This window comes from Rudaea sp., from assembly GCF_036383415.1.
Taxonomy (GTDB): domain Bacteria; phylum Pseudomonadota; class Gammaproteobacteria; order Xanthomonadales; family Rhodanobacteraceae; genus Rudaea.
In genome coordinates, this window is the sequence record NZ_DASVOK010000234.1 from 1 (window position 1) to 14744 (window position 14744).

A 14744-nucleotide genomic window follows, 5' to 3' on the forward strand; every position below is an offset into this window, starting at 1 on the left:
CGGAAATGCGCCGAATGCGTGTGCGGCAGCGCGCCGAATTCGGCGTAGCGCTGGACGAAATAGTCGCCTTCGACGCGCAGCATTTCGCGCGCGACGCGACCGACGTAGGCCGAGGAAAAGTGCAGCGAGATGAACGCGAGACAGGCGCTGACGACGAGGCCGAGCAGGGCGAAGGTGAGCGCGACGCGCGTGCGCAGGCTGAGCTTGAAAGGCATGCCGATAGGCTGCGGCTTCCCCCGTGCAAAAGCAATCGCCGCTTGCAGATCGAAGCCTGATCTCAGCCGTCCGCCTGCTCGGCGATGCGATAACCGAATCCGTGCACCGTGTGCAGCAGGTGGGTCTTGAACGGTCGGTCGATCGCCGCGCGCAATACCGACAGGTGCGTGTGCAAAGTGGCGATGTCGCCGGCGCCGTCGCCCCAGAGCGCGTGCGCGAGATCGTTGTGGCGCACGAGATTGGGTGATTTGCGCATCAAGGTCTCGAGCAGGACGAGGCCGGCGCGCGTAAGCGTCAGCCGCTCACCTGCGCGTTCCACCGTGTAGTCGAGCGGATCGAGCATGAGATCGGCGACATGGAGGCGGTCGCCGTGCTGCATGCGTCCGCGCCGATGCAGGGCGCGGATGCGCGCTTCAAGTTCCTTCATCGCGAAGGGTTTCACCACGTAGTCGTCGGCGCCCTCGGCAAAGCCGATGAGTTTGTCTTCGAGGGTGTCGCGTGCGGTCAGCATCAGCACCGGCGTGTCGCGGTTGGCGCGGCGCAGTGCGCGGCACAGGTCGATGCCGTCGAGCTTGGGCAGGCCGAGGTCGAGGATGATCGCGTCATAGCCGCCTTCGAGCGCCATGCGCAGGCCGTTCGCGCCGTCGGCGGCGTGGTCCATGACGAAACCACGCAGCTCCAGGAAATCCCAGATGTTCGCCGCGATGTCGCGTTGGTCTTCGATCAGGAGGATGCGCAAACCCGTGCCCCGCCCGTGGTTCTCGTCGGTGAGTTTCCGCTGCATGGTCTTAAGTTCTTCTGAAAAGGAGCGGGTGTGCGGTTGTTCCCAAGAGGCGCGAACCTACTTCAGATCGAGCATCACCTGCTTGGTCTCGATACGGCCTTCTCCGGCCATGATCTTCTTGAACTCGCTGCGGCTGACCGAGACGTAGCGGTCGTTGCCGCCGATCTCGACCTGCGGGCCGTCGACGACCGCGTGGCCATGCTCGTCCACGCGCACGACCATCGTCGCCTTGCGGCCGGTATGGCAGATTGTCTTGATCTCGACGAGGTTGTCGGCCCAGGCGAGCAGATATTGGCTGCCTTCGAACAGCTCGCCGCGGAAATCCGTGCGCAGGCCGTAGGTCAGCACCGGGATGTTCATCCGGTCTACGATTTCGGTCAGCTGCCACACCTGCGCCTTTGACAGGAACTGCGCTTCGTCGACGAGCACGCAGTGCAATGGCCCGCGGGCGGCGACATCGTCCTGCGCCATGCGCAACAGGTCGTCGTTGCGCGCGAAGATCCAACCGTCGGCCTTGAGGCCGATGCGCGAGGCGACGACGCCGTCGCCGTAGCGATTGTCGAGCTTGGGCGTGAACAGCAGTGTGCGCATGCCACGCTCATGGTAGTTGTGCGCGCTTTGCAGCAGGGTCGTCGTCTTGCCGGCGTTCATCGCCGAATAGTAGAAGTAGAGTTTGGCCATGGTCGTTCCGAAACAGCAGCGTGCATCCTAATCCGAGTCGGCGGCGAGAAGAACCATCCGCCGCGGATGTCGTTGCCATTGGGCGAAGCAAGCGCTTGCGAAACCGAGGGGATCGACCCATCTTGACGGTTCGCCGCATCGCCTCGCGGCGGTGTGTGAGGATGACGTTTATGTTCGATGGCAGGGCGGCAACATTCGATCCGATCGCACCAGCGAGCGCGGCGCTAGCGGACTTTCTGCGCGCGTACCCGCGCCTGTTCGTGCTGACCGGCGCCGGCATCAGCACGGCCTCGGGCATTCCCGACTACCGCGATCTTGACGGCGGCTGGAAACGGCGGCCGCCGGTGACCTATCAAGCCTTCGTCGCCGATGGGGTGACTCGAGCACGCTACTGGGCGCGCAGCCTGATCGGCTGGCGCCGCTTCGGCAGCGCGCGGCCGAATGCTGCTCACGCAGCGCTGGCCCGCCTCGAAAACGAGGGCCGCATAGAAGCGCTGGTGACGCAGAACGTCGACGGCCTGCACCAGGCCGCCGGCAGCAGTGCGGTCATCGATCTGCATGGCCGCCTCGACGAGGTGCGTTGCCTGCAGTGCGAACGCCGTATTCCGCGCGAGGCATTCCAGCGCGAACTCGAAGCGCGCAATCCGGCGTGGCGCGAACTCGATGCGCTTGCCGCGCCCGACGGCGACGCCGATCTCGACGGCATGGATTTCACGAGCTTCGACGTTCCTGCCTGCGCGGTTTGCGGCGGCATGCTCAAGCCTGATGTCGTCTTCTTTGGCGAAAACGTGCCGCGTGAGCGGGTCGAGAAGGCCTACGCACACCTCGCCGTAGCCGATGCGATGCTCGTTGTCGGTTCGTCGCTGATGGTCTATTCGGGATTCCGTTTCGCACGCGAGGCCGCGCGCGCAGGCAAGCCGATCGCTGCGATCAACCGCGGCCGCACGCGCGCCGATGATTTGTTCGCGTTGAAAGTCGAGGGCGACTGCGCCGAAGTTCTGCAAGTCACTTGTCAAGCTGCCGCTTGAGCAGACATCCGGGCACAATTGCCGGCCTGATGAGCCTCAATCCCCAACAACGCGCCGCGATCGAGTACGGCGACGGGCCACTGCTCGTGCTCGCCGGCGCGGGCTCGGGCAAGACGCGCGTGATCACCGAGAAGATCGCCTGGCTCGTCGCGAAGAAAAATCTCGCGCCGGCGAAGATCGCTGCGATCACGTTCACGAACAAGGCCGCGCGCGAGATGCGCGAGCGCGCGGCGAAACTGATCAAGGGCGAGGCCGCCGAACAGCTCACGATCAGCACGTTCCATGCGCTCGGCCTGAAATTCCTGCAGATCGAACACGCCAAGCTCGGCCTCAAGCGCGGCTTCTCTGTGCTCGACGCGGACGACGCCGGCGCGATCGTCAAGGAATTGCTGCCGGCGTCGATCAAGCCCGATCAGCTGTTCGCGCTGCGCAATCTCGTTTCCGCGGCGAAGAACGAAGGCCTCACGCCCGAAGCCGCGCTCGAACGCGCGCGCAGCCCGCGCGAGCACGAGGCGGCGACCTTGTACGCGAATTACCAGCGCCGCCTTGGCGCATTCAATGCGGTCGATTTCGACGATTTGATCCGCCTGCCGTTGAATCTGCTCGAGAACGATGCCGAAGCCCGCGTGGCCTGGCAGGAACGCATCCGCTACCTGCTCGTCGACGAATACCAGGACACGAACACGGCGCAGTATCGACTGTTGAAGGCGCTGGCCGGCGAGCGCGGCGCGCTGACCTGCGTCGGCGACGACGACCAGTCGATCTACGGCTGGCGCGGCGCGAACGCGGACAATCTCGACCAGCTCGGTCGCGACTATCCAAAGCTCAAGGTGATCAAGCTCGAGCAGAACTATCGCTGTACCAAGCACATCCTGCGCGCGGCGAACGCGCTGATCCGGCACAACCCGCACGTGCACGAGAAGAGCCTGTGGAGCGAACACGCCGAAGGCGCGCCGATCCGCGTGCTCGAATGCCGCGACGACGAGCACGAGGCCGAGCGCGTCGCTTCCGGCATCGCGCATCTCGCGCAGAAGCACAAGGCGGCGTGGAGTGAATTCGCGATCCTGTATCGCGGCAATTTCCAGTCGCGTGCGCTGGAAAAGGCGCTGCGCCTCGCGCAGGTGCCGTATCACCTGACCGGCGGCACGGCGTTCCTCGACCGCGCCGAAGTGAAGGACGTGCTCGCCTACCTGCGCCTCATCGTCAATCCCGATGACGACGCGGCCTTCGTGCGCATCGCCAACATCCCGCGCCGCGACATTGGCGCGACGACCCTGGAAAAACTCGGCGAACTTGCGCAGGCGCGACACTCCTCGATGCTGCGCGCGACCAACAGCGACAGCGTGCTGAAGCAACTGGCCGCGCGCTCGGCGTCGGCGCTGGCCGGCTTCGCCGCGCTGATGCACGAACTCGAAACTGCGGCGCGCACGCTGTCCGCGGCCGATCTCGTCGACGAAGTCATCCGGCGCACGCACTATCTAACGCATCTGGAAGCCGAAACGCGCGACCAGGCCGTGCGCGGTCGGCGCATCGAGAACCTGCGCGAACTCAGTGAATGGTTCCGCGCGATGCAGAAAGGAGATTCGCGCGTCGGCGATCTTGCCGCGCAGCTCGCGCTGCTGACCTATGCCGATCGCGAAGACGCGGGCAATGCGGTGCGCCTGATGACCTTGCATTCGGCGAAAGGACTCGAATTCCGCTTCGTCAACATCATCGGCGTCGAGGAAGGCAAGCTGCCGCACGAGGCCGGCATCGACGAAGGCCGCACCGACGAGGAGCGGCGCCTGATGTATGTCGGCATCACGCGTGCACGCGAAAGCCTGTGCCTGTCCTATGCCGCGCGCTCGCGTCGCTACGGCGAGATCGTGCGTAACGAACCGAGCCGATTTCTTGCCGAACTGCCGGCGGACGATCTGCATCGCGATGGTTTGGACGAAGCGGCCGACGCCGAGGCGAAAAAGGAATTGGCCTCCTCGCATATCGCCCGGCTGGCAAGCTTGCTGGCCGACTGATTCTTGACGATATTTCGAAGCTGAACAAACTATAAGTTCAATGACTTAGCATGCAGAAGCTAAGGTATTGCATCAGCAATGTCATTTAAGTATATTCTGCCATGAGCGTTTAACCTCGCTCGACGAATACGGCGATTACCAAACGATCAGCCTCACATAACGCCCCGATTGCCGTAGGAACACCGCAAACAACAAGAAACGGTTCCCGCTGGCGAACGGCCAGCACTCTGCCGGACGACCCTGAGTCGTCCGATTTTTTTGCGGGTGTATTTTTGCGATCGACCCTGGTCGCGCTTCTCAACAAAATCCTCTTTCTCCCGCTTGCGCACAGGGTAATTCTTGCCAAGCGCGATGTGGCTCACTACAGTCGCCGCACTTTTCCACACATTCCGGGGAACGCCATGTCTGTCACGTTGAAACGCACCGCGCTGCTGCTTGCACTCGCCGCCGCTGTCGCTGCCTGCGGCAAGAAGGAAGAAACTGCCGCCACGGCACCCGCGACACCGGCACCTGCGGCGGTGCCGACGGTGACGCCGGATGCGGCTGTTCTCGCTTCGGTGCGTGCGCTGCGCGGCAACGACATCAACGCCTTTCTCACCGCCGCGCTGCCGGCCGCCGAAGTCGCCAAGATCAAGGGCGACTGGGCGAAGAAGATGACCGAGGATCCGATCACCGACGAAGATCGCAAGAAGTTCGCCGACCAGATGGCCAAGCTGACCGCGCCGGGCGCGGAAGACAAGCTGTTCGCCGAGGCCGAGCCGCAGTTGAAGAAACTCGAGGCGCAGGCCGCGCAGATTCCGATGATGATCGCGATGGGCCAGGGCTTCCTGCAGAGCGCGATCCAGCAGAACCAGGACCTGACCGAAGAGCAGAAGAAGCAGTCTGCTGCGCTCGTCGACGCCGCGGCGAAGTGGGCGCAGGGCGTGAAGTTCACCGATCCGGCACTGGCCAAGGCGGCGATCGCCGCGGTGAGCAAGACCGCGCGCGACCTCAACTTCAAGTCGCTCGACGAAGTGCGTGCGCTCAACTACGACCAGGGCATGGTCAAGGCCGGCATCGCGCTGGCCGGCGTCAAGCAGGTGGCTGGCGCCTACGGCCTCAAGGTCGACGAGTGGCTCGACTCGGTCAAGACCGAAACGGTGAGCACGACGGGCGACGCGGCCAAGGTCAAGGTCACCTACTCCGCGTTCGGCCAGCCGTTCACGACCGAGAGCGAACTGGTCAAGGTCGACGGCAAGTGGTACGGCAAGCAGGCGATCGAGAAGTGGCAGAAGGAGCAGGCGGCCGAAGCCGCGGCTGCCGCGAATCCGCAGGCCAAGCCCGACGCGGCTCAGGCGCCGGCGCCGGCGAACAAATAAGATTTCGCATTCGGCAGATGACGGCGCCTGCGGGCGCCGTCATCGTTTGCTTCGGGCATCCTGCCCTTCGCCGCTGCGCGGCCAGCTACGCTGTTCGCGCCGCTCCTGCAGCGCAGTGCGCGGCCGTTGATAACAGCCGTTTCGCGCGCGCTTGCGTACAATCCTCGCCATGAACGATCAAGCCGGCCCGTTTCCGCAGACCGCCGCCAAGCCGCAAGCGCCATGGTGGCTGCGTGCGCTCGGCGCGCTGGCCGAGCCGTGGCTCAAGATCCAGCGCGATCCGGCCGATCCGCGCGCGGGCATCGATCCGGCCGTGCCGGTCTGCTATGTGATCGAGCGCTACGGTCTGTCCGACACCTTGATCCTGGAGCAGGCCTGTCGCGAAGCCGGCCTGCCCGAGCCGTTGCGCCCGTTCGACATCGCCGGCCTGTCCAAGCAGCGCGCGATGTTCGCGCTGTCGCGGCGCGATGGTTGGTGGTTCCAGAAGCCGCGTTCGAAGACGCATTCGCAGACGCTGGCGCAGCTGCTCGATGCGGTGCGTGCGCATTCCGACATCGACGTGCAACTCGTGCCGGTGGCGATCTTCGTCGGCCGCGCGCCCGATCGCGAGTCGGGCTGGTTCCGCGTGCTGTTCTCGGAAAACTGGAACGTGGTCGGCCGCTTCCGCCGCCTGCTAGCGCTGCTGCTCAACGGTCGCAACACGATCGCGCATTTCGCTGCGCCCGTATCGCTGCGCGCGGTGATCGCGGGCGAGCGTGACGCGCCGAACACGCTGCGCAAGGTGTCGCGCGTATTGCGCGTGCACTTCCAACGCCAGCGTGCGGTCGTCATCGGCGCCGACCTTTCGCACCGGCGCACGCTGATCGATGCGGTGATCAACGCCGCGCCCGTGCAGGCCGCGATTGCGACGGCGGCGAGCAAGGAGAACGTCGACAAGGGCGTGGCGACGGCGAAGGCGCGCTCGATGGCCTGGGAGATCGCCGCGGACCAGTCGCACCCGGTCGTGCGTTCGGCCTCCAGTTTGTTGACCGGGTTGTGGGACAAGATCTATTCCGGCGTGCGCATGCATCACTTCGACAAGCTGCGTGCGATCGCGCCCGGCCACGAAGTCGTCTACGTACCGTGTCATCGCAGTCATATCGACTACCTGCTGTTGTCGTACCTGCTCTACCGCAACGGCATCGCGCCGCCGCACATCGCCGCCGGCGTGAACCTCAACCTGCCGCTCCTCGGTTCGTTCCTGCGTCGTGGTGGCGCGTTCTTCATGCGCCGCAGTTTCAGCGACCCGCTGTATTCCACTGTCTTCAGGGAGTATATGAGTCAACTCTTCGCGCGAGGTGTCGCGATCGAGTACTTCGTCGAAGGCGGACGTTCGCGCACCGGGCGCACGCTTACGCCGCGCGGCGGATTGCTGTCGATGACCTTGCGCAGCTTCCTGCGCGCATCGCAGCGGCCGGTCGTGTTCCAGCCGGTCTATATCGGCTACGAGCGCATCATGGAGGGCGATTCCTACATCGGCGAACTGTCGGGCAAGCCGAAGGAAAAGGAAAACTGGTTCGCCCTGATCCGCGCGCTGCGCAAGCTGCGCGAGAACTACGGCCAGGTCGCAGTGAATTTCGGCGAGCCGATTTTTCTCGCACCGCTGCTCGACGGCGTCGACGCGAACTGGCGCGAGGCGACCATCGATCCCGATGCGAAGCCGGCCTGGCTCAAGCCCGCGGTCGACACACTCGCCGAGCGCATCGCCGTCGGCATCAACCGCGCGGTCGACGTCAATCCGATCAACCTGCTCGCGCTCGCGTTGCTGGCTACGCCCAAGCACGCGATGGCCGAGGCCGACCTGCTCGCCCAGATCGACCTGACCCGCGATCTGATCACCGCACTGCCCTATTCCGAGCGGCTCACGATCACCAGCCTGTCGGCCGCCGAAATCATCGCCCACGGCGAGAAGATGGCGGCGATCACGCGCATCGCGCATCCGCTCGGCGACGTGCTCGCGAGCGAGGGCAAGGCCGCGGTGCTGCTTTCGTACTTCCGCAACAACGTGCTCCATGTCGTCGCCACGGCGGCGTGGATCGCCTGCTGCTTCCTCAACAACCGCGGCATGAAGCGCGAGCAGGTCCTGCGCCTTGGCCGCGTCGTCTATCCATTCGTGCAGGCCGAGCTGTTCCTGCCGTGGAGCGACGACGAGTTCACGGCACGTTGCGAGGCGACGATCGATTTCTTCGTCGCGCGTGGCCTGCTCAAGTCGGACGACTCAAGGGAATCGCTGCAACGCGAACCGGGGCAGAGCGACGGTGCCTTCCAGTTGCGCGTGATCGCGCAGAGCCTGCTGCAGACGATCGAGCGCTACTACATCGCGATCGCTGCGCTCGTGCGCAACGGGCCGAACACGCTGACCGCGACCGAACTGGAGAACCTGTGCACGCTGACAGCGCAGCGCCTGTCGCTGCTGCAGCAGCTCAATGCGCCGGAGTTCTTCGACAAGGCGCTGTTCCGCGGCTTCATCGCCAAGCTGCGCGAACGCCGCGTGATCTGGCCCGATGCCGACGGCAAGCTCGAATTCCATGCCGACCTGGAAAGCATCGTGCGCGACGCCAAGCTCATCCTCAGCCGCGAGATTCGCCACGGCATCTTGAAGCTGACGCCGGAGCGGCGCAGTGTACTGGCCTCACCAGACGACGAGGCAAAAGCCGCGAATTGAAGAATGCGGCCAGGATGGCCGCCTTTTGATCTCCGCGTTCAAGGACGAACGCACCAGCTAAGCATCAAGATCGGGAATCAGCTTCGATTCCAGATACGAAATCATGTCCTTGAGGCGCAGCTTGCGTACTTTCATGCGTTTCAAGCGCAGCTCGTCGCCGTGCGGGTTCGCGGCGAGCGCGGCAATCGCCGCGTCGAGATCGCGGTGCTCGACGCGCAATTCGACGAGCTGGCGGGTGATTTCGGAAGGGTCGAGCGGCACGGAAACGTCCTGGCGCGGGGCGATTCCAGTTTAGCGCGGTTCGTGGCCGCTGGATGATCGCGGCATGCGCTTGCGGTGCGTGCGCTGTCGCGAGGTTGTAATCTTGCCGCCTTTCCCCGCGAGTCGAGCCGCCATGCACGCTTTCATCGAAACACGTCGCGCCGCCAAGGCGATTCCGCTGACGGCGGTGACCAAAGCAACGCTGCGCGCCACCGCCGCCAAACTCGGCAAGAGCGCGGCCAACTGGATCGCCGCGAGCGGTTTCGACGCCTCGCCCGGCACGTTCTGCCTGTTGCCCGATGCGCAGGGCAAGGCCCGGCGTGTTCTTGCCGGCATCGCCGCCGCGGACGACCTCTACGCATTGGCCGGCCTGCCGTTGCGCTTGCCCGAGGGCAGCTATCGGCTCGACGATGGCCTGGTTGCGCTCGACGCCGAACGTGCGGCGCTGGGCTGGGGGCTGGGTGCCTACCAATTCACGCGCTATCGCAAGGCGGCGCGCGCGCCGGCGAAGCTGGCCGTCGACGGCGCCGTGTTGCGTGCGATCGAAGCGCGCATCGAGGCGTCGACGCGCGTGCGCGATCTGGTCAACACGCCGACCGAGGACATGGGGCCGGCGGAACTTGCTGCCGACGTGAAATCGCTGGCCGCCACGCACGGCGTCGAATTCCGCGAGTGGGTCGGCGACGAGCTGCTGCGTGACAATTTCCCGACGATCCACGCTGTCGGCCGCGCTAGTCACCGTGCGCCGCGCCTGGCCGAGTTGCGTGCGGGCGAAGCCAAGCATCCGCATGTGGTCGTCGTCGGCAAGGGCGTCTGCTTCGATACCGGCGGCCTCGACCTCAAGCCGGCCGACGGCATGCGCTGGATGAAGAAAGACATGGGCGGCGCCGCGCACGCGATCGCGTTGGCCGACCTGATCCTGCGCGCGAAGCTGCCGCTGCGCCTGACCCTGTTGATCCCGGCGGTCGAAAACGCGGTTGCCGGCAATGCCTATCGCCCCGGCGAAGTGATCCGCACCCGCGCCGGCCTGACTGTCGAGATCGACAATACCGATGCCGAAGGCCGCCTCGTGCTCTGCGATGCGTTGACCTATGCGAGCGAGTCGAAACCGGATCTGATCGTCGACTTCGCGACGTTGACCGGCGCCGCGCGCGTCGCGCTCGGCCCGGACCTGCCGGCGTTGTTCGGCAACCGCGAAGACCTCGCGCAGGCCGCGGTCGCCGCGGGCCGGCGCGAGCAGGATCCGCTGTGGCACATGCCGCTGTGGGCACCGTATCGCGCGATGCTCGATTCGCGCGTCGCAGATCTCGCCAATGCCGGCCCCTCCAGGCACGCCGGCGCCATTACTGCTGCGCTCTATCTCGAACGCTTCGTGCCGCAGACGATTCCGTGGCTGCATCTGGACACCTACGCCTGGAACGACGCCGACAAGCCCGGTAGGCCTGCGGGTGGCGAGGCGCTGGGCCTGCGCGCGATCTTCGCGCTGCTCGCGCAGCGCTATCGCGGATGAATCGGGTTGCAGGTATTACAATATCGCCCGATTTCCGTTTCCCGTTTTCCGCATGAGTGCTCTTCCCCTCGCGTTGCCCGCGCAGCGCATCGACGCCAACAAGCTGGCCAAGCGCCTGCGCCGCCAGGTCGGCCAGGCGATCGCCGACTACAACATGATCGAGGACGGCGACCGCGTCATGGTCTGCCTGTCCGGCGGCAAGGATTCGTACACGTTGCTCGACGTGCTGCGTCAGCTGCAGGCCAAGGCGCCGGTGCGTTTCGAACTCGTCGCCGTGCATCTCGACCAGAAGCAGCCCGGTTACGATCCGGATGTGCTGCCGAACTATCTGCGCGACATCGAGCAGCCGTTCGAGATTCTCGAGCAGGACACCTATAGCGTCGTCCAGCGCGTGATTCCGGAAGGCAAGACCATGTGCGGTCTGTGTTCGCGCCTGCGCCGCGGCGCGTTGTACACGCATGCCGAGCGCGCGGGCTTCACCAAGATCGCACTCGGCCACCATCGCGACGACATGGTCGAGACGCTGTTCCTCAACATGTTCTATCACTCGCGCCTGAAATCGATGCCGCCGAAGCTGCTGTCCGACGACGGTAAGCACGTGTTGATCCGCCCGCTCGCCTACTGCAAGGAAGCCGATATCGCCGAATACGCCGAACAGAAGGCGTTTCCGATCATGCCGTGCAACCTCTGCGGCTCGCAGGAGACGCTGCAGCGCAAGGCGATCAAGACGATGTTGCACGAGTGGGAGCGCAAGACGCCGGGTCGCACCGAGAACGTGTTCCGCGCGATGACCTCGATCGCGCCGTCACAACTCGCCGACCGCGAGCTGTTCGACTTCGCCGCGCTCGGCGCACGTTCGCCGAATCCGCCGCCGAGCATGACCGACTGGCTGCTCGGCGACGGCGTCGACGCGTCCGGTTCCTGATTGCGTCCATCTCCTCTTTCTGCGCGGGCGTCGCGGCCCGCGCATTTCTCCTGTCTGGAAAATCGCCATGTGGTTTCGCAACCTGACCCTGTTCCGCTTTTCGTCCGCCGTGGCCAAATCGCTGAAGTCGCTCGACGACGATCTCGCCGAGAAGAAGCTGCGCCCCTGCGGCCCGGTCGAACTGGCCACGCGCGGCTTCATCTCGCCGTTCGGCCGCAACGAGGACGCGTTGACGCACCGGACCGGCGAATTCGCCCTGCTGACCATCGGCGCGGAAGATAAACTCCTGCCATCTTCGGTAATAAACGAGGAATTAGCCGCGCGTTTGCAGAAAATAGCCGAAAAAACTGGCAGAAAACCGGGTGGTCGCGAGCGCAAACGGCTCAAGGAAGAGGTGTTGACCGACCTGCTTCCGCGCGCTTTCATACGCCTGTCAAAGCGGAATGCTTATCTGGATAGCCAGGACGGCTGGTTCGTTGTCGACACCGCCAGCAAAAAAGCCGCCGAAGAAGCCGTCACGCAGCTGCGCGAGGCGCTCGGCAGCTTTCCGGCCGTGCCGATGGCGGCGGAGGAATCGCCGCGGGTGCTGATGACGGACTGGCTCGCGAACGGCAAATTGCCAGCCGGTTTGGTGTTGGGCGACGAATGCGAACTGCGCGATCCGGTCGAGTCCGGCGCGATCGTCCGCTGCCGCCGCCAGGAGCTTGAAACGGACGAGGTGCGGGAGCATCTGAAGAGTGGGAAGCAGGTATTCGCGCTGGGACTGACGTTCGAGGATCGCTTGAGTTTTTCGCTCGGCGAAGACCTCGTGGTGCGCAAGCTGCGCTTCCTTGATGTGGTTCAGGACGAACTTGGCGAAGGCGACAAGGAGAGCGCCGCCGCCGAACTCGACGCGGTGTTCGCGTTGATGTCTCTGGAATTGAGACGGCTGTTTGCAAAATTTGAGGAATGGTTCGGGTTGCCCCGACCATCCGACAAAAAATAGAACAACCCGGTTACGCGACGCCGAGGTACTTATGAGGTTTATCGACATGACCTTGGCAGAGCAAAACGACTATCTCGAACTCGCGACCGACGACGGCGATACGATCAAGGTATTGCGCGCCGCGCACCCGCGAGCACGGCGCCTGCGTCTGACCGTCACCTCGGGCGGCGCGCGCGTGTCGTATCCGCCGTCGACGCATCCTGCGCAGGTGTTCGCTTTCCTGCGCAAGCACGCCGACTGGCTCGAACGCAAACTCGACGAACTGCACATCGAGGAAGCACCGCCGATCGAACCGGGCCGGCCGACCCTGATTCCGCTGCGTGGCGAAACCAAGCGCCTGGTCTGGCGCGACGGCGCCTTCCCGCACATCGAACTCGACGGCGAAGACCGCCTCGTGCTCACGCTGCCGAAGCCGCACAACAAGCGCACCCTCACTGCTGCGCGATCATTGTTGCATTCGTTTTTGCAGGCGCAGATCCGCCGCGACGTCTCGCGCCTGCTCGCACGCTACGTGCCCGAACTCGGCCGCGCGCCGACCGGCGTGCGCGTGAAGTCGCTTAAAAGCCTGTGGGGCAGCCTTGACACGCGCGATGCGGTCACGCTCGATCTCGCGCTCGCGCTCGCGCCGCCGGAGGCGCTCAAATACGTCGTCATCCACGAACTCTGCCACTTGCGCTATCGCGATCATTCGCCACGCTTCTGGGCCCTGGTCGGCTCGCTCTATCCCGACTGGAAGGAGCAGCGCGAATGGCTCAAGGCGCGCGGGCATGCGCTGAAGGCGGAGTTGGCGCGGTTGATTGAGACCGCATAGCACTCGTTTCGGTGCAAACGTATCCGCCGTCATTGCGGCAGCCGATGCCCGTGCACTGCGCGCAGCGTTTGGTTAGCATGCGGGTATGAGCGAAAACGATGTCGCCGATCCCCTGAACGCATTGCCGCCGTCGGTCGAAAGTCCGTCCGCGCCGGCGCCACCTCTTGCGCCAGCGCCACGGCGCGGCGCGAGCGGCTTCGGCTGGCTGCTGCTGGTCCTCATCCTTGGCGCGGCGGGTTACGGTTACTGGCGCCTGCAGGGCATCGAGCAGGGCCACGAGGCGACCGTGCAGACGGAAGCATCGGCGGCGCAGAAGTTGCGCGACGAAGTCGAGGCCTTGCGCCGCAGCGCCGATGCAAGCAAGAGCGAGGCGCAGACGCTGCGCACGCGGCTCGACGACACGGCCAAGGTCAACGACTCGTTGCGCGCGCAGGTGCTCGGACTGTCCGAGCGCGCGCGCTTGTCCGAAGACGCGATCGCCAATCTCGCCGAGAAGCGTCTGTCCGGGCACGATGCGCTGTTGCTCAACGAAGCCGAACTGCTGCTCGTGCTCGCGCAGGAACGCTACACCTTGTTCGCCGATCCGGCGCCGTCGCTGGCCGCGTACCGGCTTGCCGACGCGGCGCTGGCGCAGGCCAACGATGCTGCGTTCGCTTCGGTGCGCCAGAGCATCAACGCGGAGATCGCGGCGTTGGGCGCGCTGGAGACGAACAATCCGTCGGCGGCGCAGCAATCGCTGGCGCAATTGCGCGAGTCGCTGGCGCAGTTGCCGACCCGGCAGCGCGATGAAGAATCCGGCCTGGCACAACAGGATTCGCGTTTCGCGCGCATCTTTGGCCAGTTCATCCGCATCCGCCGTGATGATGCTGGCGGTCGCATCGGACGCAACGATCCGCTGTTCGCACGCACGTTGCTCGACGCGAGCCTGCGCGACGCGCAGGGCGCATTGCTGATCCGCGATGCCTCGCGCTGGCAGCAGGCACTGACCGCCGCACGCGCGCAACTCGCGCACGATTTCGACGCGACTTCACCCGAGGTGGCGAAAGCGCAGGCTACGCTCGATGGCCTGGCGAAAACGCCGATCGCGCCACCCGCGCCGAACGTGTTCGGCGCCGCGCTCAAGGAACTGCGCAATCTGCGCACGACGCACAGCCTGCAAGCCGCGCCCGCGCCCGAGCCGGCGAAACCCGTCGCGCCGGTGCAAGCGGAAGGTCAGTCGTGAGATCGTGGACCGCAGTGCTGTTGCTGCTGATCGTCGCGGTCGCCGCGGCCTGGGGTTGGCACGCACTCGCGCTCGATCCGGGCGAGGTGCACCTGCGTTTCGCCGGCTGGCGCATCGAGACGAGCTTCGTGTTCGGCGTGATCGCCGCGTTGTTGCTCTGGGCGATCCTCAGTCTGGTCTTCCGCGCCGTGTTCTGGCCGGGGCGCGCCTTGCGTCGGCGCGCGTTGCAGCGCGGACACGAACGCAT

14 protein-coding genes are annotated in these 14744 nt (G+C 65.1%); 10 read left to right on the plus strand and 4 right to left on the minus strand.

What is annotated here, in order from left to right; translation table 11 throughout:
- From VF497_RS08930 to VF497_RS08940, 3 genes are all read right to left on the minus strand, one after another.
- Positions 1-215 (minus strand): hypothetical protein (locus VF497_RS08930; RefSeq protein WP_330887814.1); only part of this gene is annotated, 215 nt, incomplete at its 3' end.
- Positions 216-277: 62 nt separating this feature from the next.
- On the minus strand, positions 278-1000 hold the full coding sequence (locus VF497_RS08935) for a response regulator transcription factor (protein WP_330887816.1): 723 nt from the start codon (positions 998-1000) through the stop codon (positions 278-280).
- 57 nt (positions 1001-1057) lie between these two features.
- Positions 1058-1681, minus strand: coding sequence for a thymidine kinase (locus tag VF497_RS08940; RefSeq protein WP_330887818.1), 624 nt, complete (start codon positions 1679-1681; stop codon positions 1058-1060).
- A gap of 161 nt (positions 1682-1842) precedes the next feature.
- Between VF497_RS08940 and VF497_RS08945 the strand changes: the two genes are divergently transcribed.
- From VF497_RS08945 to plsB, 4 genes are all read left to right on the plus strand, one after another.
- Positions 1843-2709 (plus strand): NAD-dependent protein deacetylase, encoded by an 867-nt coding sequence (locus VF497_RS08945; protein ID WP_330887820.1) that lies wholly within the window; start codon positions 1843-1845, stop codon positions 2707-2709.
- A gap of 29 nt (positions 2710-2738) precedes the next feature.
- Positions 2739-4721, plus strand: coding sequence for a UvrD-helicase domain-containing protein (locus tag VF497_RS08950; RefSeq protein WP_330887822.1), 1983 nt, complete (start codon positions 2739-2741; stop codon positions 4719-4721).
- Positions 4722-5122: 401 nt separating this feature from the next.
- Complete coding sequence (locus VF497_RS08955; RefSeq protein ID WP_330887824.1) at positions 5123-6079, plus strand: hypothetical protein; 957 nt, start codon at positions 5123-5125, stop codon at positions 6077-6079.
- A gap of 169 nt (positions 6080-6248) precedes the next feature.
- Complete coding sequence (gene plsB / locus VF497_RS08960; protein ID WP_330887826.1) at positions 6249-8783, plus strand: glycerol-3-phosphate 1-O-acyltransferase PlsB; 2535 nt, start codon at positions 6249-6251, stop codon at positions 8781-8783.
- 57 nt (positions 8784-8840) lie between these two features.
- Here plsB and VF497_RS08965 read toward each other — a convergent pair whose 3' ends face one another.
- Positions 8841-9044, minus strand: a complete 204-nt coding sequence (locus tag VF497_RS08965) for a YdcH family protein (protein ID WP_330887828.1) — start codon at positions 9042-9044, stop codon at positions 8841-8843.
- Positions 9045-9177: 133 nt separating this feature from the next.
- On the opposite strand from VF497_RS08965, the gene VF497_RS08970 reads away from it, so the two are divergent.
- From VF497_RS08970 to VF497_RS08995, 6 genes are all read left to right on the plus strand, one after another.
- Positions 9178-10554, plus strand: coding sequence for a leucyl aminopeptidase family protein (locus tag VF497_RS08970; RefSeq protein WP_330887830.1), 1377 nt, complete (start codon positions 9178-9180; stop codon positions 10552-10554).
- Between the two features lie 52 nt (positions 10555-10606).
- Entirely contained in the window at positions 10607-11479 is an 873-nt protein-coding gene (gene ttcA, locus VF497_RS08975; protein WP_330887832.1) for a tRNA 2-thiocytidine(32) synthetase TtcA, read from the plus strand.
- Positions 11480-11546: 67 nt separating this feature from the next.
- Entirely contained in the window at positions 11547-12464 is a 918-nt protein-coding gene (locus VF497_RS08980) for a recombination-associated protein RdgC (RefSeq protein WP_330887834.1), read from the plus strand.
- Between the two features lie 31 nt (positions 12465-12495).
- Positions 12496-13275 carry a SprT family zinc-dependent metalloprotease gene (locus VF497_RS08985; RefSeq protein ID WP_330887836.1) on the plus strand — a complete coding sequence of 260 codons (780 nt, stop codon included), beginning with the start codon at positions 12496-12498 and terminating at the stop codon, positions 13273-13275.
- Positions 13276-13360: 85 nt separating this feature from the next.
- Positions 13361-14497, plus strand: a complete 1137-nt coding sequence (locus VF497_RS08990) for a uroporphyrinogen-III C-methyltransferase (RefSeq protein ID WP_330887838.1) — start codon at positions 13361-13363, stop codon at positions 14495-14497.
- Positions 14494-14744: heme biosynthesis HemY N-terminal domain-containing protein (locus VF497_RS08995; RefSeq protein WP_330887841.1), on the plus strand; the 251-nt coding region annotated here is incomplete at its 3' end. The genes VF497_RS08990 and VF497_RS08995, both read left to right, overlap by 4 nt.

What these genes read in the sequence shown, in the direction of transcription:
- VF497_RS08950 (WP_330887822.1), top strand. Translation starts at nt 2,739, where the DNA reads ATGAGCCTCAATCCCCAACAACGCGCCGCGATCGAGTACGGCGACGGG.
- VF497_RS08945 (WP_330887820.1), top strand. Translation starts at nt 1,843, where the DNA reads ATGACGTTTATGTTCGATGGCAGGGCGGCAACATTCGATCCGATCGCA.
- VF497_RS08935 (WP_330887816.1), bottom strand. Translation starts at nt 1,000, where the DNA reads ATGCAGCGGAAACTCACCGACGAGAACCACGGGCGGGGCACGGGTTTG.
- VF497_RS08940 (WP_330887818.1), bottom strand. Translation starts at nt 1,681, where the DNA reads ATGGCCAAACTCTACTTCTACTATTCGGCGATGAACGCCGGCAAGACG.
- VF497_RS08970 (WP_330887830.1), top strand. Translation starts at nt 9,178, where the DNA reads ATGCACGCTTTCATCGAAACACGTCGCGCCGCCAAGGCGATTCCGCTG.
- VF497_RS08980 (WP_330887834.1), top strand. Translation starts at nt 11,547, where the DNA reads ATGTGGTTTCGCAACCTGACCCTGTTCCGCTTTTCGTCCGCCGTGGCC.
- plsB (WP_330887826.1), top strand. Translation starts at nt 6,249, where the DNA reads ATGAACGATCAAGCCGGCCCGTTTCCGCAGACCGCCGCCAAGCCGCAA.
- ttcA (WP_330887832.1), top strand. Translation starts at nt 10,607, where the DNA reads ATGAGTGCTCTTCCCCTCGCGTTGCCCGCGCAGCGCATCGACGCCAAC.
- VF497_RS08990 (WP_330887838.1), top strand. Translation starts at nt 13,361, where the DNA reads ATGAGCGAAAACGATGTCGCCGATCCCCTGAACGCATTGCCGCCGTCG.
- VF497_RS08985 (WP_330887836.1), top strand. Translation starts at nt 12,496, where the DNA reads ATGAGGTTTATCGACATGACCTTGGCAGAGCAAAACGACTATCTCGAA.
- VF497_RS08955 (WP_330887824.1), top strand. Translation starts at nt 5,123, where the DNA reads ATGTCTGTCACGTTGAAACGCACCGCGCTGCTGCTTGCACTCGCCGCC.